The organism is Komagataeibacter xylinus (assembly GCF_004302915.1).
Classification (GTDB): domain Bacteria; phylum Pseudomonadota; class Alphaproteobacteria; order Acetobacterales; family Acetobacteraceae; genus Komagataeibacter; species Komagataeibacter xylinus_C.
In genome coordinates this window covers 51,481-70,545 of record NZ_QQBI01000006.1, presented here as the reverse complement: position 1 = coordinate 70,545, position 19,065 = coordinate 51,481, and the positions used below count along the sequence as shown (strand labels likewise).

General features: G+C 63.7%; 18 protein-coding genes. 10 read left to right on the top strand and 8 right to left on the bottom strand.

Going from position 1 to position 19,065, the window contains the following annotated elements:
• Window positions 1-15 precede the first annotated feature (15 nt).
• Window positions 16-825, top strand: a complete 810-nt coding sequence (locus DV027_RS05815; protein ID WP_130730957.1) for an arginyltransferase — start codon at window positions 16-18, stop codon at window positions 823-825.
• 83 nt (window positions 826-908) lie between these two features.
• Here DV027_RS05815 and parC read toward each other — a convergent pair whose 3' ends face one another.
• The 4 genes from parC to rpsB form a co-directional block, all read right to left on the bottom strand.
• On the bottom strand, window positions 909-3,125 hold the full coding sequence (parC, locus tag DV027_RS05810; protein WP_130730956.1) for a DNA topoisomerase IV subunit A: 2,217 nt from the start codon (window positions 3,123-3,125) through the stop codon (window positions 909-911).
• Between the two features lie 59 nt (window positions 3,126-3,184).
• Window positions 3,185-3,976, bottom strand: coding sequence for a DNA repair protein RecO (gene recO, locus DV027_RS05805; RefSeq protein ID WP_130730955.1), 792 nt, complete (start codon window positions 3,974-3,976; stop codon window positions 3,185-3,187).
• A 42-nt stretch (window positions 3,977-4,018) separates the two neighbouring features.
• On the bottom strand, window positions 4,019-4,924 hold the full coding sequence (gene tsf / locus DV027_RS05800) for a translation elongation factor Ts (RefSeq protein WP_130730954.1): 906 nt from the start codon (window positions 4,922-4,924) through the stop codon (window positions 4,019-4,021).
• A gap of 105 nt (window positions 4,925-5,029) precedes the next feature.
• Window positions 5,030-5,815, bottom strand: coding sequence for a 30S ribosomal protein S2 (gene rpsB, locus DV027_RS05795; RefSeq protein WP_061271752.1), 786 nt, complete (start codon window positions 5,813-5,815; stop codon window positions 5,030-5,032).
• A 273-nt stretch (window positions 5,816-6,088) separates the two neighbouring features.
• Between rpsB and DV027_RS05790 the strand changes: the two genes are divergently transcribed.
• Window positions 6,089-6,520: an OsmC family protein gene (locus DV027_RS05790; protein ID WP_130730953.1), complete on the top strand. Its 432-nt coding sequence runs from the start codon at window positions 6,089-6,091 to the stop codon at window positions 6,518-6,520.
• A 19-nt stretch (window positions 6,521-6,539) separates the two neighbouring features.
• Here the strand turns inward: DV027_RS05790 and aroC are convergent, their stop codons facing one another.
• Window positions 6,540-7,613, bottom strand: a complete 1,074-nt coding sequence (gene aroC, locus DV027_RS05785; protein ID WP_130730952.1) for a chorismate synthase — start codon at window positions 7,611-7,613, stop codon at window positions 6,540-6,542.
• A gap of 19 nt (window positions 7,614-7,632) precedes the next feature.
• On the bottom strand, window positions 7,633-8,472 hold the full coding sequence (gene fabI / locus DV027_RS05780; RefSeq protein ID WP_130730951.1) for an enoyl-ACP reductase FabI: 840 nt from the start codon (window positions 8,470-8,472) through the stop codon (window positions 7,633-7,635).
• Between the two features lie 198 nt (window positions 8,473-8,670).
• Between fabI and pdxH the strand changes: the two genes are divergently transcribed.
• The 8 genes from pdxH (at window position 8,671) to DV027_RS05740 (ending at window position 16,539) form a co-directional block, all read left to right on the top strand.
• Window positions 8,671-9,276: a pyridoxamine 5'-phosphate oxidase gene (gene pdxH, locus DV027_RS05775; protein WP_130730950.1), complete on the top strand. Its 606-nt coding sequence runs from the start codon at window positions 8,671-8,673 to the stop codon at window positions 9,274-9,276.
• A gap of 100 nt (window positions 9,277-9,376) precedes the next feature.
• Window positions 9,377-10,258, top strand: coding sequence for a universal stress protein (locus tag DV027_RS05770; protein WP_130730949.1), 882 nt, complete (start codon window positions 9,377-9,379; stop codon window positions 10,256-10,258).
• 165 nt (window positions 10,259-10,423) lie between these two features.
• Complete coding sequence (locus DV027_RS05765; protein ID WP_130730948.1) at window positions 10,424-11,128, top strand: phosphoadenylyl-sulfate reductase; 705 nt, start codon at window positions 10,424-10,426, stop codon at window positions 11,126-11,128.
• 78 nt (window positions 11,129-11,206) lie between these two features.
• Entirely contained in the window at window positions 11,207-12,001 is a 795-nt protein-coding gene (cysD, locus tag DV027_RS05760; RefSeq protein WP_061271758.1) for a sulfate adenylyltransferase subunit CysD, read from the top strand.
• Window positions 12,002-12,025: 24 nt separating this feature from the next.
• On the top strand, window positions 12,026-13,912 hold the full coding sequence (cysC, locus tag DV027_RS05755; RefSeq protein WP_130730947.1) for an adenylyl-sulfate kinase: 1,887 nt from the start codon (window positions 12,026-12,028) through the stop codon (window positions 13,910-13,912).
• Between the two features lie 141 nt (window positions 13,913-14,053).
• Window positions 14,054-14,383 (top strand): DUF2849 domain-containing protein, encoded by a 330-nt coding sequence (locus DV027_RS05750; RefSeq protein ID WP_130730946.1) that lies wholly within the window; start codon window positions 14,054-14,056, stop codon window positions 14,381-14,383.
• On the top strand, window positions 14,373-16,061 hold the full coding sequence (locus tag DV027_RS05745) for a nitrite/sulfite reductase (protein ID WP_130730945.1): 1,689 nt from the start codon (window positions 14,373-14,375) through the stop codon (window positions 16,059-16,061). Before DV027_RS05750 ends, DV027_RS05745 begins: the two co-directional genes overlap by 11 nt.
• Entirely contained in the window at window positions 16,048-16,539 is a 492-nt protein-coding gene (locus DV027_RS05740) for a DUF934 domain-containing protein (protein ID WP_130730944.1), read from the top strand. The genes DV027_RS05745 and DV027_RS05740 overlap by 14 nt, the downstream gene beginning before the upstream one ends.
• Before the next feature lie 185 nt (window positions 16,540-16,724).
• Here the strand turns inward: DV027_RS05740 and pgmG are convergent, their stop codons facing one another.
• A complete protein-coding gene (pgmG, locus tag DV027_RS05735) occupies window positions 16,725-18,134 on the bottom strand; it encodes a phosphoglucomutase/phosphomannomutase PgmG (RefSeq protein ID WP_130730943.1) in 1,410 nt (469 codons plus the stop codon).
• Entirely contained in the window at window positions 18,131-19,000 is an 870-nt protein-coding gene (gene galU, locus DV027_RS05730) for a UTP--glucose-1-phosphate uridylyltransferase GalU (protein ID WP_110568246.1), read from the bottom strand. The genes pgmG and galU overlap by 4 nt, the downstream gene beginning before the upstream one ends.
• Window positions 19,001-19,065: the final 65 nt, after the last annotated feature.

Below are 19,065 nucleotides of genomic sequence, written 5' to 3'. Positions count from 1 at the left end.
GCTGGTGAAGAGCGCATGACCTACACATCGCCACGGCATCCACAGCTGTTCTATACCACCGCCCCCATGCCCTGCCCCTACCTGCCGGGGCGCATGGAGCGCAAGGTCGTGACCGAAATTGGCGGCCCCGAGGCCGTGCCGTTCCATAACCGCCTGTCACGCGCGGGGTTCAGGCGCAGCCACACCATTGCCTATGCCCCCGTATGCGCCAACTGCACCGCCTGCACGCCCATACGCGTGCCGGTTGCCCGCTTTGCGCCCAGCCGCACGCAGCGCCGCGTGTTCGGGCGCAATAACGGGCTACGCGGCACACGCGTGCCGCCCCATGCCACGCCCGAGCAGTTCAACCTGTTCAGCGCCTATCAGGCCACCCGGCATGACGGGGGTGACATGGCCTCCATGACCTTCCCCGATTATCGCGCCATGATCGAGGATACGACGGTCGAGACCTTCATGATCGAGTTCCGCGATGCGGCGGGCCGCCTGGTCTGCGTGGCGCTGGTGGACCAGCTTGATGACGGGCTGTCCGCCGTTTACGATTTTTTCGACCCCGACCTGCCCTCGCGCTCGTTGGGCACGTTCGCGGTGCTGCACCTGATCGAATATACCCGCACGCTCGGCCTGCCCTACCTGTATCTGGGCTACTGGATCAGCGAGAGCCACAAGATGGCCTACAAGGCCCGCTTCCGTCCCGCCCAGATCATGACGCGCGGCGTGTGGCATGACCTTGACCTGAGCCAGCCTGATGCCACGCAGCCGCAGGACAGCGCCTTCCTGCCCGATGACCTGTTCCATCCGCCGCAACCGGATATTGACGGCAAGTAAAAGTTTCTGGGCGCTGCCTTTTTTAAAAAAGGCAGCGTTATTCAAAGCTTTTTGAAAAAAGCTTCGCCAGAAACTTTTCTCTTTCAGCCCTTTGGTTTGCGGGTGGCCCAGGCGGGGGCCTGTTTGCCGGTATCGGCGCGCTTGCCCACATACTCCTTCACATCGGCAAAGGCACGGGTGCGGTTGGGATCTGGCCAGGGCAGGCCACTGGCTGCGTCAAACACCACAGCATCGCGCAGGCCACCTTCCTTGTATTTCTGCAAGATCACGCCAAGGCCGCGCGTCATTTCCGGCAACTGCTCGAGCGGGAAGACCAGCATGCGCCTGTTCTGCCCCAGCACGAGCACATGATCGCCACCTGCCGGGGCGCAGACCAGCGCGCTTTCGTTTTCCTTGAGGTTCAGGATCTGCTTGCCGGTGCGCTTTTCCGCCGTCATGGCTGATTCCGCCACCACCAGCCCGCGCCCGGCACTCGAGGCGAGCAGGCGTTTTGCGCTGTCATCAACCGGGAACATCGTGATGATGTCCTCATCATTCGACAGGTCGATCAGCAAACGCAGCGGCTGGCCATCGCCCCGGCCACGCGGCAGGTCGGCCACGCGCAGCGTAAAGGCGCGGCCATCGGTGGCGAAGACGCACAGCCGGTCGTTGCTGTGGCATTCCACCGCCATGCCCGGCCCGTCGCCTTCCTTGAACTTGAGGCCCTGCGGGTCCTGCCCGTGGCCACGCACGGTGCGGATCCAGCCCTTTTGCGACAGGATGACCGTCAGCGGATCGCGCTCGACCGGCAGGGCGGCTTCCACATCGATCTCGGGCGGCGGTTCGGCCAGCGTGCTGCGCCGGGCCCCAAGCGCGCCACTGCCAAAGTTCTTCTGGATATCCTTGATTTCAGCCGCAATGCGCTTCCATCGCAGGCCTTCCTGGCCCAGCAGGTCCTGCAGGGACTGTTTTTCAGCGCTCAGCTTGGCATGCTCGGCGCGGATTTCCATTTCCTCAAGCCGGCGCAGGCTGCGCAGGCGCATGTTGAGCACGGAGTCAGCCTGCAGTTCGGTCAGGCTGAACGTGGCCATCAGCGCCGCCTTCGCATCATCCTCCTCGCGCACGATGCGGATGACCTCATCAAGGTTGAGGTAGACCGCAAGGAAGCCATCGAGAATTTCCAGCCGCCGGTTGACCGCCTGCAGCCGGTTGGTGCTGCGGCGCAGCAGCACGTCGTGCCGGTGGTCGAGCCAGGCCTGCAGCACCTCTTTGAGGCTGCGCACGCCGGGCACCTGATCGGCGCCAAGCACGTTCATGTTCAGGCCAAAGCGGCTTTCAAGCTGGGTGGCGCGGAACAGCGTTTCCATCAGCACGGCGGGTTCGATGCCGCGTGACTTGGGCTCAAGCACCAGACGGATGTCCGTCGTGCTTTCATCGCGGATATCGGCCAGAAGCGGGAGCTTTTTCTGCTCCATCAGATCGGCCACCTGCTCGATCAGGCGAGATTTCTGCACCTGATACGGGATCTCGGTCACCACGATCTGCCATGTGCCGAAACGGCCCTGTTCCACTTCCCACTTCGAGCGGATGCGGAAGGAGCCGCGCCCGGTCTCATACGCGCGGGCGATGGCGTCACGATCCTCTACAATGGCTCCGCCGGTGGGAAAGTCCGGTCCCGGCATGTGCTCAAGCAGCTCAAGCGTGGTGGTGGCGGGCTTGCGGATCAGCGCAAGGGCGGCTGAACAGATCTCGCCCACGTTATGTGGCGGGATGGAGGTTGCCATGCCCACGGCAATGCCCGCCGCCCCGTTGGCCAGCAGGTTGGGGAAGGCCGCAGGCAGCACGACCGGCTCCTGCTCCTCGCCATCATAGGTGGGGCGGAAATCGACGCTGTCCTCGTCAATGCCTTCAAGCAGGGCCTTGGCCACGGCGGTGAGGCGGGATTCGGTGTAGCGCATGGCGGCGGCGTTATCGCCATCGATCGAGCCGAAATTGCCCTGCCCTTCCACCAGCGGGTAGCGCACGGCAAAATCCTGTGCCAGCCGCACCAGCGCCTCATAGACCGAGGCATCGCCATGCGGGTGGTATTTACCGATCACGTCACCCACCACGCGGGCGCATTTCTTGAACCCCGCCGTGGGGTCAAGCTTGAGCTGCTGCATGGCATAGATCATGCGCCGGTGCACGGGCTTGAGCCCGTCGCGAACATCGGGCAGCGAGCGCGACATGATGGTCGACATGGCATAGGCCAGGTAGCGCTGGCTCAGCGCATCGGCCAGCTTGGTATCTTCAATATGGCCGACTGTTGGGTCCACAGGCATGCAATCTTCCTCCCGCAGGTGAACAGATAGCGAAACTTTACGGTTTGTCCAATGGTGTATCAGCCAGGCGTGGCCGGCGTTTCATCCGCGGGCGTATCTGGCGGCGTGATATCGGCTTCGCGCGCGATCAGGTCGAGCAACCTGCCACGTGCTTCGGGCACAGGGCGATGGCGCTGGCCAAACGCATCGCGTTGCAGGAAATGCCCGGTCAGGCGCAGGCCGTCATACCAGTCCTGCGGGGTGCCGATTTCATCAGGATGCAGCACGAAACCGGGCAGCGGCAGCAGGCGCTGGCGCCATTCCCCTGCCCGGCTGTCCGATACCGCACGCCCCGTGCGCGGCGAGACCCAGCGCAGGTCATCAGCAGGCCCACCGAGAGCGCAGCGGGTCAGATCAAGGCCGAAGCCGAGATCGGAGAGCAGCATCAGTTCCCAGCGCACGATTTCGGGCATGGCCTCGGTCACCGCCCAGTGCGGGTCGAGGCTGATGCGCGCCAGCAGGCTGGCCAGCCCCTGAAAAATGGCGGGGTGCGGCTCGCGCTCGGGCAGGCAGCCATCGGCCAGAGCGCAGAGCGAGGCCAGCATGGCCAGTGGCAGCGGGTCATTGAGGATGCGCGCAGCCGAGGCATGCACTACCTCGGCCGAGATATTGCCAAGCTGCTCGGACAGCCGCGCCACCCAGCGCGCGCGCACCAGGTTGCCGGTCTGCCAGACCGCGCGCCCCCGGCTTGATGAACCGCCACGCGCAAGGCCGTGATAGAGGCCATGCTCACTGGTGAGCACATGCACGATGGCGCTACCCTCGCCATAGGGCGTGGCAGAAAGCACAAGGGCGGGTGCCTCCCATTCCATCAGGAAGCCCCCGCCCTTGTTAAAAGAAAACCGGAAACCGGATCAGTTGCCGGCAGCCTTCGCCACTTCAGCGGCAAAGTCGTTGTCTTCTTTCTCGATGCCTTCGCCGAGCTGGAAGCGTTCGAAGCCGTTTAGCTTGGCGCCTGCCTTCTCCACGATCTTGCGCACGCGGCTTTCGCCATCATGCACCCAGACCTGCTCGAGCAGCACCACTTCCTCATAGAACTTGCGGATGCGGCCATCGACCATCTTCTCGATGATGGCATCGGGCTTGCCCGAAGCCTTGGCCTGCTCCACCAGCACCGCGCGCTCGCGCTCGAGCGCCTGCGGGTCGACGCTGTCAACATCCAGCGCTGCCGGGCGGGTGGCGGCGACATGCATGCCGATGCGACGGCCCAGGTCTTCCAGCGCTTCGCTGGCGCTCGGCGCTTCAACAGCGGCCAGAACGCCAATCTTGCCCAGGCCGGGGCTGACTGCGCCATGCACGTAGGTGGCGACCACGCCCGAGGGCACGCTCAGCACGCGCGCGCGACGGATGGACATGTTCTCGCCAATGGTGGCGATCAGGTGCGTCAGTTCATCGGCCACGGTGCGGCCGCTTTTCAGCACGGCGCCCTTGAGCTTTTCCAGATCGTCGCCCACGCTCAGGGCGGCATGCGCCACTTCGGACACGAAGTTCTGGAAATGCTCGTTGCGGGCAACGAAGTCGGTCTCGGCGTTGATCTCGACCATGGCGGCCTTCAGGTCGGCCTGCGCCACGCCTACCAGGCCCTCAGCCGTAACACGGCCAGACTTCTTGGCAGCAGCCGAAAGGCCCTTCTTGCGCAGCCAGTCGATCGCGGCCTCGATGTCGCCTTCGGCTTCGTTGAGGGCCTTCTTGCAGTCCATCATGCCCGCGCCGGTCTTCTCGCGAAGTTCCTTGACGAGCGCTGCGGTAATTTGCGCCATTATGCTGATACTCCATCACGACAGGCGCACGCCCCGCAAGCGGGCGGGGCGTGTCCTTGCTGTGTCAGTTGCGCCAGCGGGCCGGGGCCACGCTGGCGCCCGTTTTCATTCCGCGCTAGCGGCGGCTTCCGTCACGGCCGTTTCCACGGCGGGGTCGACCGGCAGTTCTTCGGATGCGCCGAAGTCCTCGCCCGATGCGCCGAGCTCGGCGGAGATGCCATCGAGCACGGCGGACGAAACCAGCTCGCAATACAGCGCGATGGCGCGGATGGCGTCGTCATTGCCCGGAATCGGGAAGGTCACGCCACGCGGGTCGGAGTTGCTGTCCAGCACGGCCACGACCGGGATACCCAGCTTGTTGGCTTCCTCGACCGCCAGCTTTTCCTTGTTCGTGTCGATCACGAACAGGATGTCCGGCAGGCCGCCCATTTCCTTGATGCCGCCGAGCGAACGCTCAAGCTTCTCGCGGTCGCGGGTGATGTCCAGAACTTCCTTCTTGGTCAGGCCCTGGGTGCCGTTTTCCAGCATTTCGTCAATGCCGCGCAGGCGCTTGATCGAACCGGTGATGGTCTTCCAGTTCGTCAGCATGCCGCCAAGCCAGCGGTGGTTGACGTAATACTGGCCGCAACGCTTGGCGGCTTCGGCCACCTGGTCGGCAGCGGCGCGCTTGGTGCCCACGAACAGCACGCGGCCACCACCGGCCACGGTGTCACGGATCGCCTTGAGCGCCCGGTCCAGCATGGGAACGGTCTGCTGCAGGTCGATGATGTGGACCTGGTTGCGCACGCCGAACAGGTACGGCGCCATGCGCGGGTTCCAGCGGCGGGTGTGGTGACCGAAGTGCACGCCGGCTTCGAGCAGCTGGCGCATTGTGAATTCAGGCATCGCCATGTCGGCTATATCCTTGTGTCTGGTTTATCCTCCGTGAAGCACGCCCTGTATTGCAAGGACACCAGAGGTCTCGGCTTCACGTGCGAATTGGCTCCAACGCGGGACCGTGGCGGGATATGGCCGTTTTGGGCGCATATTGCAAGACCCAACCGGTAGCGAATGCATCGTGATGCAACTTTGGGGCCGCAGCCCTGTTGCCCGGTGATAGGGATAACCGTCACCCAAGGGTGCCGGATGCGCCCGTACTGCAACTGCATGAAGGACTGAACCGCAATGGCGATCACGAAATTTGCGACGGCTCACTGGTCAGGCGGCCTGAAGGATGGCAAGGGCGAGATCTCGACCCAGAGCGGCGTGCTGGAAAGCCAGCCCTACGGCTTCAACACCCGCTTCGAGGACAAACCTGGCACCAACCCCGAGGAGCTGCTTGGCGCGGCCCACGCGGCCTGCTTCGCCATGGCGCTTTCGGGCATTCTGGGCAGCGCGGGGCTTACGGCGAAGTCGCTTGATGCAAAATCCGAAATCGTGCTCGACAAGCAGGGCGAAGGCTTTGCCATCACCCATGCCAAACTGACGCTGGAAGCCGAAATTCCGGGTGCGAGCGAAGCCCAGTTCAAGGAACTGGCGGAGAAGGCAAAGGCAGGCTGCCCGGTCTCCAAGCTGTTCAACGCGACCGTTACGCTGGATGCGAAGCTGAAGGGCTGAGCAGCCTGTGGTGGGAAGCCTAGCTTCCCACCTGCCCCCGGTGGCGCAGCAGGTGGTCGGCCAGCACGCAGGCCATCATCGCCTCGCCTACCGGCACGGCACGGATGCCAACGCAGGGGTCGTGGCGCCCCTTTGTCATCACGTCCACATTCTCCCCTTCCCGCGTGACGGACGGCACGGGCGTGAGAATCGAACTCGTGGGCTTGACCGCAAACCGGGCCACCAGCGGCTGCCCGGTTGAAATGCCGCCCAGCACGCCGCCCGCATGGTTGGATGCAAAACGGAGCCTGCCATCTTCCATGCGCATGGGGTCGGCATTTTCCTCGCCCGTCAGGCTGGCTGCGGCAAAGCCTTCGCCAATTTCCACGCCCTTGACGGCATTGATGCTCATCAGCGCCATGGCAAGGTCTGAATCAAGCTTGCCATAGATCGGCGCGCCCAACCCCGCCGGCACGCCCTCGGCCACCACCTCGATCACCGCACCGATTGACGAGCCTTTCTTGCGGATATCGGCCAGGTAATCCTCCCACACGGGCAGCGCCCGAGGGTCGGGGCAGAACAGCGGGTTGGTATCCACCTGGTTCCAATCCAGCCGCGCGCGGTCGATACCGTGCGGGCCGACCTGCACCATGGCGCCACGAATACGCACGCCTGCGCCAAGCACCTTGCGCGCCACGGCGCCCGCGGCAACCCGCATGGCTGTCTCGCGCGCCGAGGAACGGCCACCCCCACGATAGTCGCGGATGCCGTATTTGGTGTCATACGTCACATCGGCATGGCCGGGGCGGTAGCGGGTGGCTATGTCGCCATAATCACGCGAGCGCTGGTCGGTATTGCGGATCAGCAGCGAGATGGGGGTGCCGGTTGTCTGCCCCTCGAACACGCCGGACAGGATCTCGACCTGATCGGCTTCCTGGCGCTGGGTGGTGAATTTCGACTGCCCCGGCCTGCGCCGGTCCAGCCACGGCTGGATGTCGCCCACATCCAGCGGGATGCGCGGCGGGCAGCCATCAATCACGCAGCCAATGGCAGGGCCATGGCTTTCCCCCCAGGTGGTGACGCGAAACATGTGGCCGAAGGTGTTGTACGACATGAGGGCAGACTTCCCGCGATCAGTTACCCGCGACCGTAATGTCCGGCGCGGTGGGGTTCTTCATGCCGACGATGTGGTAGCCGGAATCAACGTGATGGATCTCGCCCGTCACACCACCCGACAGGTCGGACAGCATGTAAAGCCCCGCACCACCCACTTCCTCAAGCGACACATTGCGCTCGAGCGGGGAGTTGTACTGGTTCCACTTCAGGATGTAGCGGAAATCGCCGATGCCATTGGCGGCCAGCGTCATGACGGGGCCTGCCGAGATGCCGTTTACACGGATGCCATCCCCGCCAAGGTCAACCGCCATGTAGCGCACCGAAGCCTCGAGTGCGGCCTTGGCAACACCCATCACGTTGTAATGCGGCATCACGCGCTCTGCCCCCAGATAGGTGAGCGTGAGCAGCGAGCCATTCGGGTTCATGATGGCGGCAGCCCTGCGGGCGACGGCGGTGAAGGAATAGCATGAGATGTCCATCGCCTTGAGGAAGGCGTCACGCGGGGTGTCGACATAACGCCCGCGCAGGAACTGCTTGTCCGCCCAGCCAATGGCGTGAACGAGGAAATCGATCTTGCCCCATGCCTTCTCGATGGCGGCAAAGGTTTCGTCCATCGCGGCGTCATCGGTCACGTCGCACGGCAGCACCAGCGTCGAGCCCACGGTCTCGGCCAGCGGGCGCACGCGCTTGCCCAGCGCCTCGCCCTGGTAGGTAAAGGCCAGCTCGCCCCCCTGCTCGGCCACGGCGCGCGCGATGCCCCAGGCAATGGAGCGGTCATTCGCAACACCCATGACAAGGCCCCGCTTGCCTTTCATCAATGAACCCTTGATGGCGATTTTGGGTGCGCCGTCTGACATGCTGCTATCCTTAAACTGGTAAATGACGGATGAAATTTTCGGCCTCGTGGTTGCACAAGCTGCCGTTTCGGACAAGATGCCGAATGCTGTAATTGTAGCTAATATTTGTCACACGGTAACTTACCTTATGTTTCCATATGTTTCGCATCCCGTCGCCTCGCCGGATGGCGCGCGCGAAACGCCCAGCGGACGGAGCCCATGACCTCTCCCCTGATCGACCTTGCCGCCGACCCGTTCGACCTGTTCACGGCCTGGATGGCGGATGCCACGGCCCATGAGCCCAACGACCCCAACGCCATGGCGCTGGCCACCGCCACCGCCGAGGGCCGCCCCTCGGTGCGGATGATCCTGCTCAAGGGTGCCGACCGGCGGGGGTTCGTGTTTTACACCAACCTCAACAGCCGCAAGGCCGCCGAGCTGAAGGCCAACCCGCACGCAGCCCTGCTGTTTCACTGGAAGAGCATCCGCCGCCAGATCCGCATCGAGGGGCCGGTCGAGCCCGTTACCCCTGCCGAGGCCGATGCCTATTTTGCCAGCCGCAGCCGCATCTCGCGGCTTGGCGCCATCGCCTCGAACCAGTCGCACCCTCTTGCCGACCGCGCCGTGTTTGAAAAAGCGGTGGCGGACCTCGAGGCCTGCTACCCCGACCCGGAGGCGATCATTCCCCGCCCCGCCAACTGGAGCGGCTTCCGCCTCGTGCCCCGGCATTTTGAATTCTGGCAGGATCGCCCCTACCGCCTGCATGACCGCGCGGTGTGGGATCGTACGCCGGACGGATGGCAGACCGAGCGCCTTTATCCCTGAGGGAAGAACTTAATGCCGCCTGATCCGTTTTACCCGGCAACGGGTGCCAGCAACGCCACCCATGCGGACACCCCGTGAACGGATCAGGAGGCTCATTGAAATGTGTGTGCGCAGGATATTGCTGCCGCTAGGTGGCGCAAGCCACGCGCAGAGTGCGCTGCATGTAGGCGGCGTGGTCGCGCGCATGTTCGATGCGCACCTTGCCGTGCTGCATGTCGGCACCGACATGCAGGAAGTCGGCCCGCTGGTGGGCGAAGGCATGTCCGGCGTGATGGTGCAGGACATGATTTCCACCGCGCTGAAGGAAAGTTCCGAACGCCTGCATGAGGTGCGCGGCCTGTTCGATGCCTTTACCCGCCGGGAAAATATTCCCGTCGTGGCGGTGGATTCCCCCCTTTCGCCGGGCAACATGCATGCGCTTTCGGCCAGTTTCATCGCCCATAGCGGGCATACGCGCAGCGTGGTGTCGTTTCAGGCGCGGCTGTCTGATATCGTGGTGCTGCGCCAGCCCAACCCGGAAGGCGATGTCTCTTCATCCGAGACCCTGCACGCCATCCTGTTTGAAAGCGGGCGCGGGGTCATCATAGCCCCGCCCGTAGCGCCGCCTACCATCGGCAAGCGCATCTGCATCGGCTGGAATGGCACGTCGGAGGCGGCATCGGCCATCCATCACGCCCTGCCCCTGCTGCGCCGGGCGGAGGCGGTGTGCATCCTCTACAGTCCCGCCTACCAGCGGCCCGGGCCGGAGGCGCGGCATGTGCGCTCTTTCCTCTCGCTGCATGGCATCGAGGCCAATATTCACGAATTCGGGAGTGATACACGCCCCGTGGGCGAGGAAATGCTCGCCGCAGCCCATGATTTCAATGCCGACATGCTGGTGATGGGGGCCTATTCCCATTCCCGCCTGCGGCAGATGATCCTGGGCGGGGTGACACGCCATATGCTTGAAAACAGCGATATCGTGGTGCTCATGAGCCGCTAGCCACCATGTGGCGCGCCCCTTGCCGCCATGCCGGGGGGACATATATGAAATACGCATCAGGATACGTATAAATTATGCCTTTCCCTTGATTTTACACTCCGCCAGGAGTAGGTGTGGCGTGAAAAGAACGCTATGGCCTAGTGTAAATCGGGTGCGGGGAACATTATGCGTATCGATGCGGATGTTGTGGCTGAACTGAAGCAGGCGGGTGAAAACGCATCCGACGTGCTGCGTGTCGCCCTGACGCGGCTGCGCGGCCGGATCGCGCTGGTATCGTCCTTCGGGGCGGAATCTGCTGTCATGCTGGCCCTCGCGGCTGAAATTGATCCTGCCGTTCCGGTCCTGTTCCTTGAAACGGGGCAGCACTTCCCCGAGACACTGGCCTACCGCCACGAACTCGCCCGCACACTGGGCCTGCGCGACGTGCGTGACCTGCACCCGAATCCCGTACAGCTTGAAAAGCGCGACCCCACGGCGGAACTCTGGGCCTTCGACCCCGATGCCTGCTGCGCCCTGCGCAAGGTCGAGCCGCTGGATGAGGCCATGATCCCGTTTGATGCGTGGATTACGGGGCGCAAACGCACGCAGGCGGCCACACGGCAGGGCCTGCCCGTGATTGAGGATGCGCCGGGCGGCAAGATCAAGCTGAACCCCCTCATTGCCTGGACACCGCGTGAACTCGATGCCGAGATGACGCGGCGCAACCTGCCACGCCATCCGCTCACGCTGCGCGGTTATCCTTCCATCGGCTGCGCGCCGTGCACGCGCCCCGTGGGCGAAGGAGCCGACCCGCGTGCGGGCCGCTGGGCAGGCAAGGCCAAGACCGAATGCGGCATACACATGCGCAAGCCAGCCGGTCAGGGCGCATGATTTCCTTTTCCGCCTCCCCCATGTCGGGGCGTGCGGTTTCTCCCGTTTTCTTTCCTGTTACGGAAGGTCTGTAATTCCATGGACGATCTCGACCAACTCGAGGCCCAGAGCATCTTCATTCTGCGTGAAGCCTATCGCAAGCTGAAGCCACTGGCGATGCTGTGGTCGCTGGGCAAGGATTCAAACGTCATGCTCTGGCTGGCGCGCAAGGCCTTCCTCGGGCGCGTGCCGTTTCCGGTTATGCATGTCGATACCGGCAAGAAATTCCCGGAAATGTATAAATTCCGCGATGAATACACCAAGAAGTGGAACCTCGAACTGCTGCTTGGCGACTGCCCGCCCGTCGAGGAAATCGACCCCACCCTGCCGCCCGCAGCCCGTTCCGCCGCGCGCAAGACGGCCGGGCTTGCCGCGATGATCGACAAATACAAGCTGGCAGGCGTGATTGCTGGCATCCGGCGTGATGAACAGGCCACCCGTGCCAAGGAGCGCGTGTTCAGCCCGCGCGGCTCGGGCCATAAATGGGATGTGCGCAACCAGCCCCCCGAATTCTGGGACCAGTATGCCACCCCGCACGAGGCGGGCGTGCATGTGCGCGTTCACCCCCTGCTGTCATGGCGCGAGATCGACATCTGGCGCTATATCGAGCGCGAGGGCATTCCGCTGGTTGACCTGTATTTCTCGAAAGAGGGCAAGCGCTACCGCTCGCTGGGTGACCAGGACATTACCAGCCCGATCGAGAGCAATGCTTCGACCGTGGCCGAGGTGATTGCCGAGCTTGAAACCTCGCGCACATCCGAGCGCGCGGGTCGCGCCATGGACCATGAATCCGAGGATGCCTTCGAGCGCCTGCGCGTGGCCGGCTACCTCTGAGCGGACAGGACGGAGTTACAGACAATGAATACAATCCCGACCCCTGCCCCGCAGGATGCCGCCACTCCCATCGTGATCGTGGGCCATGTCGATCACGGCAAGTCCACGCTGATCGGCCGCCTGCTGTATGACACCGACAGCCTGCCCGAAGGGCGCGTGGCGCAGATCATCGAGTCCAGCAAGAAGCGCGGGCTGACGGTTGAATGGAGCTTCCTGCTCGACAGCCTGCAGATCGAGCGCGACCAGGGCGTGACCGTTGATTCCACGCGCATTCCCTTCAAGCTGGGTAACCGCCAGTTCGTGATCGTGGATGCGCCGGGCCACCGGCAGTTCCTGCGCAACATGATTACGGGCGCCGCCGATGCCGAGGCCGCCGTGCTGGTGGTTGACGCCAATGAGGGCGCGCAGGAGCAGACCCGCCGCCATGCCATGCTGCTGCGCCTGATCGGCATCCGGCATGTGATCGTGTTCATGAACAAGGTCGATATCTTCAACTACGACCAGAAGAAGATCGAGGCCGCCGAGCGCGACATCACCAAGCTGCTGCTCCAGCTTGAAATCGAGCCGACCGTGTTCGTGCCCGCATCTGCGCGCGAGGGCGACAACATGGCCTCGCGCTCGGACAAGATGCCGTGGTACAAGGGCCCGACCCTGACCGAGGCGCTGGCCGCCGTCCCCGCCCCTTCCTCACGCGCCGACCTGCCGCTGCGCCTGCCGGTGCAGGATGTCTACCGTTTTGACACCAAGCGCATCGTGGTGGGCCGCATCGAGCGCGGGCGCATCCGGGTGGGTGATGAGGTGGTGATTGGCGTGCATGGCGCAAAAGCCCGCATCGCCAGCATCGAAAGCTGGCACACCGCCCCGCAGGTGGCCGCCGTGGCCGGCCAGTCGGTAGCCGTAACCCTTGAGCCGGACGTGATCCCCGACCGGGGCGACTTCCTGTTCCCTGCCGACCATGCGCCGCTGCGCGCGGCCCGCATCCGCACGCGCCTGTTCTGGCTGCGCCAGGAGCCGTTGCGCGTGGGCGAGAGCTTCAGGCTGCGCCTTGCCACGGCCGAGCACCAGGTCACGGTTGCGGCCATTGACTCCGTCGTGCGGCTGGAAGACCTGACCGAGCACCCCGCCGAGGAAGTGCCGCCCGAAGGCTTTGCCGAGATTACGCTGGCCGTGTCCGAAACCATGCTGTTCGACCCGTTCGTGCCCGGTACGGCCGATGGGCGTGGCGTGCTGGTGGACCGTAACCAGCAGATCGTGGGCGGCGCGCCGCTGATCGGGGTGGCGGAGAGCGTTGCAGGCCGCAATGCCATCCACCCCACCGGCAGCGCCGTATCGCTGTGGGACCGCGCGCAGGCCAAGGGGCATCGTGGTGGCGTGTTCTGGATGACCGGCCTGCCGGGTGCGGGCAAGAGCACGCTGGCGCGCGAGGCGGAAAACCGCCTGTTCGCCCGTGGCATCGACGTGTCGGTGCTTGATGGCGATACGCTGCGTGCCGGGCTGTGCGCGGACCTTGGCTTCTCGGAAGCCGACCGGCGTGAAAACGTACGCCGTGCCGCAGCCGTCGCCCGCATCCTGGCCGAGAGCGGACAGGTTGTGATCGTGGCGCTGATCTCGCCCACCGTGGCGGATCGCGAAATGGCGCGTCAGGTCGTTGGCGAAGGTTTCCATGAAATCTTCATCGACACGCCGCAGGCCACCTGCGAGCAGCGTGACCCCAAGGGGCTGTATGCCGCCGCCCGCGCAGGCAAGATCGAAGGCTTTACCGGCGTGGATGCCCCCTATGAGGCTCCGCAAAAGCCCGACCTGCGGGTGGAGACCACCGATGTCTCGCGTGATGAGACAGCCGCCCGGCTTGCGGCCTACATCACGGATGCCATCCGTCTGGATGCATCAGCACGGCGCCAGACATCCTGATGGTGCGACCGGCATGCCTGGTTGCAGGCATGCCGGTATTGCATTACCGGATTGGAAGAATGGGTGCGTGGGCATGGACCGTGCACCTATAGTAGTACAAGGCAGTTACATGCCCGTTGCCTGAAAGGGATCGGTTCAGAAGTGGATGTCAGGAACAACCGCCGGGACATGACCGGCGCCAGCGTCATTACCGCCAACCGGCTGCTTGATGGCCGTATCGTATGGCTTGCGCCGCAGGGCTGGTCGGAGGCGATCAGCCAGGCCCGCGTGTTTGACAATGCAGCGGTGGAAGGCGCCATAAAGCAGGCGAAGGCGGCGGCGGATGCAGGCACGGTGGTGGGCATTTATGGCGTGCAGCTTGATCCTGATGCCGCGCGTGTCACGCCGCTGACCGTGCGCGAGCGCATCCGGGCCTTCGGGCCGACCGTGCACCCTGATTTCGCTCCCGTGGAGACACCCCATGTCCACTGACACCGCAACCCTGCCGGTTGGCCGGTACGCCTATGATGAGGTGGACCGCACCTTTCTGTCGCAGCGCGTGGCCCAGTTTCGCGAGCAGGTGGGCCGCCGCGTGGCAGGCGACCTGACCGAGGACGAATTCAAGCCCCTGCGCCTGATGAACGGCCTATACCTGCAGCTACACGCCTACATGCTGCGCGTGGCCGTGCCCTATGGCATGATGGGTTCGGACCAGATGCGCGAACTCGCCCATATCGCCCGCACGTATGACCGTGATTACGGCCACTTCACCACGCGCCAGAACATCCAGTTCAACTGGATCCGGCTTGAGGATACGCCCGATATCCTCGAGCGGCTGGCGGGCGTGAACATGCATGCCATCCAGACCAGCGGCAACTGCATCCGCAACGTGACGTGTGACGAGTTTGCCGGTGCCGCCGCCGATGAACTGCTTGATCCGCGCATCCATGCCGAGATCCTGCGCCAGTGGTCCACGCTGCACCCGGAATTCTCGTTCCTGCCGCGCAAGTTCAAGATCGCCATCAGCGGCAGCCCCAATGACCGCGTGGCCGCGCGCTTCCATGATATTGGCCTCGTCGCCCATCCCGGCCCGGACGGGCGGGCCGTGTTCACCGTGTTCGTAGGTGGCGGGCTTGGCCGCACGCCCATTATTGGCGTGCAACTGCGCGACAACCTGCCCGAGGAAGACCTGCTGGCCTATCTCGAGGCCGTGGTGCGCGTGTACAACGCCTATGGGCGGCGCGACAACATGTACAAGGCGCGGATCAAGATCCTTGTGCAGGCGCTGGGCGTGGAGCAGTTTCGCGAGAAGGTCGATGCCGAATTCGCCCAGATGAACCGCGCGGATTACCGGCTTGAACCCGCCATTGTGGAAGGCATTCGCGCACGTTTCGGCATTCCCGACCTGGATGCCCCTGCCGATGCGGCACAGAAGCTCGAGGCCGCCCGCAAGGCCGATGCCCGCTTTGACCGCTGGGTGCGCACCAACACGCACGCCCACCGGCATGAAGGCTTCATCAGCGCGGTCGTGTCCATCAAGCCCGATGGCGGCATTCCCGGTGACGTCACTGCCGACCAGATGGACCTGATTGCGGATCTGGCCGATGAATTCTCCTTTGGCGAGATCCGCGTGACCCACATGCAGAACGTGGTGCTGGGCCATGTGCGCAAGGACCGGTTGCGTGACCTGTGGCTCAGGCTCGATGGCGCCGGGCTGGGCACGCCCAATATCGGGCTGGTGGGTGATATCATCGCCTGCCCCGGGCTGGATTACTGTGCGCTGGCCAATGCGCGCTCCATCCCCATCGCGCAGAAGCTGAGCGCGCGCTTTGCCAGCCCCGAACTGCAGGAAAACATTGGCACCCTGCGCATCAACATCTCGGGCTGCATCAATGCCTGCGGCCACCACCATGCGGGGCATATCGGCATTCTGGGCGTGGACAAGCGCGGCGAGGAGTTTTTCCAGCTCACCCTTGGCGGCTCGGCGGAAAATGACGTGGCCATTGGCCAGATCATCGGCCCGGCCCTGCCGGAGGATGAAACGGTCGACGCCATTGCCCGGCTGATCGACACCTACCTTGTGCTTCGCCATGAAGGTGAGGCGTTTATCGATACCTACCGGCGCCTTGGTGCCGCAAGCTTCAAGGATGCCGTCTATGCCCCTGCTTGAGAATGGTCGTGTGACCGAAGACCGCTGGGCGCAGGCCATTGCAGGCGAGGCCCTGCCTGATGGTGCGGTCATCGTGCCGCTTGAACGGCTGGAGGAAGGGCTGGCCCGCCCGAAGGCGGCACCGCTTGGCGTTGCCATCGGGCCGGATGTGGATGTGGCCGTGCTGCGCCCTGCCCTGCCCCGGCTGGCGCTGGTGGCAGTGAACTTTCCCTCTTTTCGCGATGGGCGGGCGTTTACGCAGGCCCGTGCCCTGCGTGAGCATCTGTCCTTTACCGGCGAGATCCGGGCCACCGGCACGCCGCTGCCCGATCAGTACGAGTTCCTGCTCCGCTGTGGCGTGACCACCGTGCAGACCGACCGGGCGGAAGACGTGGCCGTGTGGCAGCAGGCGCATGACATCATTTCCATCGCCTACCAGCCTTCCGTGCTGCATGAGCGCCCGCAGGGGCTGGGGCTGCGCCGCTTTCTAGGCAAATAAGAGACTGTTTGAAAACAGATCGTTGATAAAAAATAAGAAAAGTTTTTGGGTGTCGCCTTTTTTCACAAAGGCGACGTCTTTCGAAGCTTTTTGAAAAAAGCTTTACCAAAAACTTATATAATTTCAGGGTTTTAGAGGGACTATCTTTTTAAATAGTCTTTAAGCAGTTCGCCCGGCAGCGTTGATTAATGTAGGGCGGGCGTGCCGGAAAAGTCGGGCGCGCGAAGGCCAGATGCTTCCAGTTGCGCCGTGATCGCGGTCTTCAGCCGGTCCAGTGCCGCGGCACTCGCGCCTTCCGCCCGGGCAACAAGAACCGCCTGGGTGTTGGAGGCGCGGAGCAGCCACCAGCCATCGGGTGTGCTCACGCGCACGCCATCAATGGTGGAGACACGTGCGCCGCTGCGTTCAAGCCGTTTGGCGACTTCGGCAATCACCGCGAATTTGCGGGTATCGGCGCAAGCAAAGCGCAGTTCAGGCGTGGAAACGGCAGCAGGCAGGCCCAGCCGCACATCGGAGAGCGGACCACTGAGCCGCGAGACGATACCCAGCAGGCGGAGTGCCGCGTATAGCCCGTCATCAAATCCGTACCAGCGATCGGCAAAAAAGAAATGGCCTGACATCTCGCCCGCCAGTGGCGCGCCGGTCTCGGCCATCTTCATCTTGATGGGGGAATGCCCGCTCTTCCACATCAGTGGCGTGCCGCCTGCGCGGTCAATCTCTTCAAACAGGGTCTGGCTTGCCTTGACATCGGCAATGACTGTAGCACCCGCATGGTCGCGCAGGATGTCGCGCGCCAGCACAACCATAAGCTGGTCCGCCCACAGCACGGTGCCGGTATTGTCCACCACGCCCAGGCGGTCGGCATCGCCATCAAAGGCCAGGCCCAGATCAGCCCCATCCTCCCTCACTGCGGCGATAAGCTGCTCGAGGTTGGCCAGAACGGTCGGGTCAGGATGATGGGCGGGAAAAGTGCCGTCAATTTCAGCGTTGAGAATGCGATGCCTGCCCGGCAGTCTTTTCACCAGCAGTGACAGGATTTCGCCCGCGGCGCCATTGCCGCTGTCCCATACGACATTGAGGGGCCGGTCCGTACCATCCCAGTCGCGCAGCAGGCGATCGACATAGGCGGGAATCACGTTCACATCGCGCGTGGTGCCGGTGGCCTCGGCCACGACATCGCCGCCTGCGGCCAGTCGGCCCAGTTCGCGGATCTGTTCACCAAAAAATGGTCTGTTGCCAAGCACCATCTTGAAGCCGTTATGGTCAGGCGGGTTATGGCTGCCTGTCACCATAATCGCGCCATCGGCCACCAGCGTGGTCGCGGCAAAATAGAGCATCGGCGTGGGGCCACGCCCGATGCGTAGCACGGTCATGCCAGACGCCATGGCCCCTGCCCCGAGCGCGCGCTCAAGGGCGGGGGATGACAGGCGTCCGTCATAACCGATGGCGACAGTCGAGCCGCCAGCCCGTGCCACCATGGAGCCGAAGGTGCGGCCGATGGCATAGGCGTCGTCCTGCGTCAGGCTTTCGCCCACAATCCCGCGGATATCGTATTCCCGCAGGCTTGTGGGGTCGAAATGGTGCCTGAAGCTCATTTATACTTTTTGAGGAATTCCCGCACGTCGCCCGCCAGGTCCTCGCGTGCGAGGGCGAAGGCGATCTGTGCTTCAAGGAAGCCCGGCTTGCTGCCGCAGTCGAAGCGCTTGCCTTCGTAGCGGTAACCGTGGAACGGCACGTGACCGATAGTCTTGGCCATGGCGTCGGTCAGCTGCACTTCGCCGCCTGCACCCTTTTCGAGCTTGGCAAGGTGCTTGAGCACGTCCGCCGTCAGCACGTAGCGACCAATGACCGACAGGGTCGAGGGCGCATCCTTGGGGTCGGGCTTTTCAACAAGGCCCTTCACTTCAACCGTCTTGCCGTCATCCGCGCCGACGTCGAGGATGCCGTAGCTGCCGGTCTGCTCGCGCGGCACCTCGGTCACGGCCAGCACGTTGCCGCCGGTCTTGTTGTAGACTTCAACCAGCTGGCCGATGCAGGACTTTTCGCTCTGCACCACGTCATCGGGCAGCAGGATGGCGAACGGGTCGTTGCCAATGAACTCACGCGCACACCAGATGGCGTGGCCAAGGCCGAGCGGCTCCTGCTGGCGCACGGACAGCATGGACCCCGGGGTCACGCGCGTGGCTTCGAGCGCCTTGAGCGCGGAGGCCTTCTTGCGGGCCTTCAGCGTGTCTTCAAGCTCATAGGAAATGTCGAAATAGTCGATCAGGGAATCCTTGCCCCGGCTGGACACGAGGCAGAATTCCTCGATCCCGGCTTCACGCGCTTCGTCGATGGCGTACTGGATCAGCGGGCGATCGACAACGGTGAGCATTTCCTTGGGCACGCACTTGGTTGCGGGCAGGAAACGGGTGCCAAGGCCGGCAACCGGCAATACGGCTTTTTTAAGGGGCTTAATCACTAATATTTACCTCAAGATGCATGGCAGAAACAGACAATCCCGGCTGACCGCCCATTGTTATAATG

Bases quoted from the DNA above. Each gene is read 5' to 3' on its own strand.
- recO (WP_130730955.1), bottom strand. From the start codon at position 3,976: ATGGAATGGGAGGCACCCGCCCTTGTGCTTTCTGCCACGCCCTATGGC.
- fabI (WP_130730951.1), bottom strand. From the start codon at position 8,472: ATGTCAGACGGCGCACCCAAAATCGCCATCAAGGGTTCATTGATGAAA.
- DV027_RS05770 (WP_130730949.1), top strand. From the start codon at position 9,377: ATGTGTGTGCGCAGGATATTGCTGCCGCTAGGTGGCGCAAGCCACGCG.
- DV027_RS05745 (WP_130730945.1), top strand. From the start codon at position 14,373: ATGTCCACTGACACCGCAACCCTGCCGGTTGGCCGGTACGCCTATGAT.
- cysC (WP_130730947.1), top strand. From the start codon at position 12,026: ATGAATACAATCCCGACCCCTGCCCCGCAGGATGCCGCCACTCCCATC.
- DV027_RS05765 (WP_130730948.1), top strand. From the start codon at position 10,424: ATGCGTATCGATGCGGATGTTGTGGCTGAACTGAAGCAGGCGGGTGAA.
- DV027_RS05815 (WP_130730957.1), top strand. From the start codon at position 16: ATGACCTACACATCGCCACGGCATCCACAGCTGTTCTATACCACCGCC.
- tsf (WP_130730954.1), bottom strand. From the start codon at position 4,924: ATGGCGCAAATTACCGCAGCGCTCGTCAAGGAACTTCGCGAGAAGACC.
- rpsB (WP_061271752.1), bottom strand. From the start codon at position 5,815: ATGGCGATGCCTGAATTCACAATGCGCCAGCTGCTCGAAGCCGGCGTG.
- aroC (WP_130730952.1), bottom strand. From the start codon at position 7,613: ATGTCGTACAACACCTTCGGCCACATGTTTCGCGTCACCACCTGGGGG.
- pgmG (WP_130730943.1), bottom strand. From the start codon at position 18,134: ATGAGCTTCAGGCACCATTTCGACCCCACAAGCCTGCGGGAATACGAT.
- DV027_RS05790 (WP_130730953.1), top strand. From the start codon at position 6,089: ATGGCGATCACGAAATTTGCGACGGCTCACTGGTCAGGCGGCCTGAAG.
- pdxH (WP_130730950.1), top strand. From the start codon at position 8,671: ATGACCTCTCCCCTGATCGACCTTGCCGCCGACCCGTTCGACCTGTTC.
- cysD (WP_061271758.1), top strand. From the start codon at position 11,207: ATGGACGATCTCGACCAACTCGAGGCCCAGAGCATCTTCATTCTGCGT.
- DV027_RS05740 (WP_130730944.1), top strand. From the start codon at position 16,048: ATGCCCCTGCTTGAGAATGGTCGTGTGACCGAAGACCGCTGGGCGCAG.
- parC (WP_130730956.1), bottom strand. From the start codon at position 3,125: ATGCCTGTGGACCCAACAGTCGGCCATATTGAAGATACCAAGCTGGCC.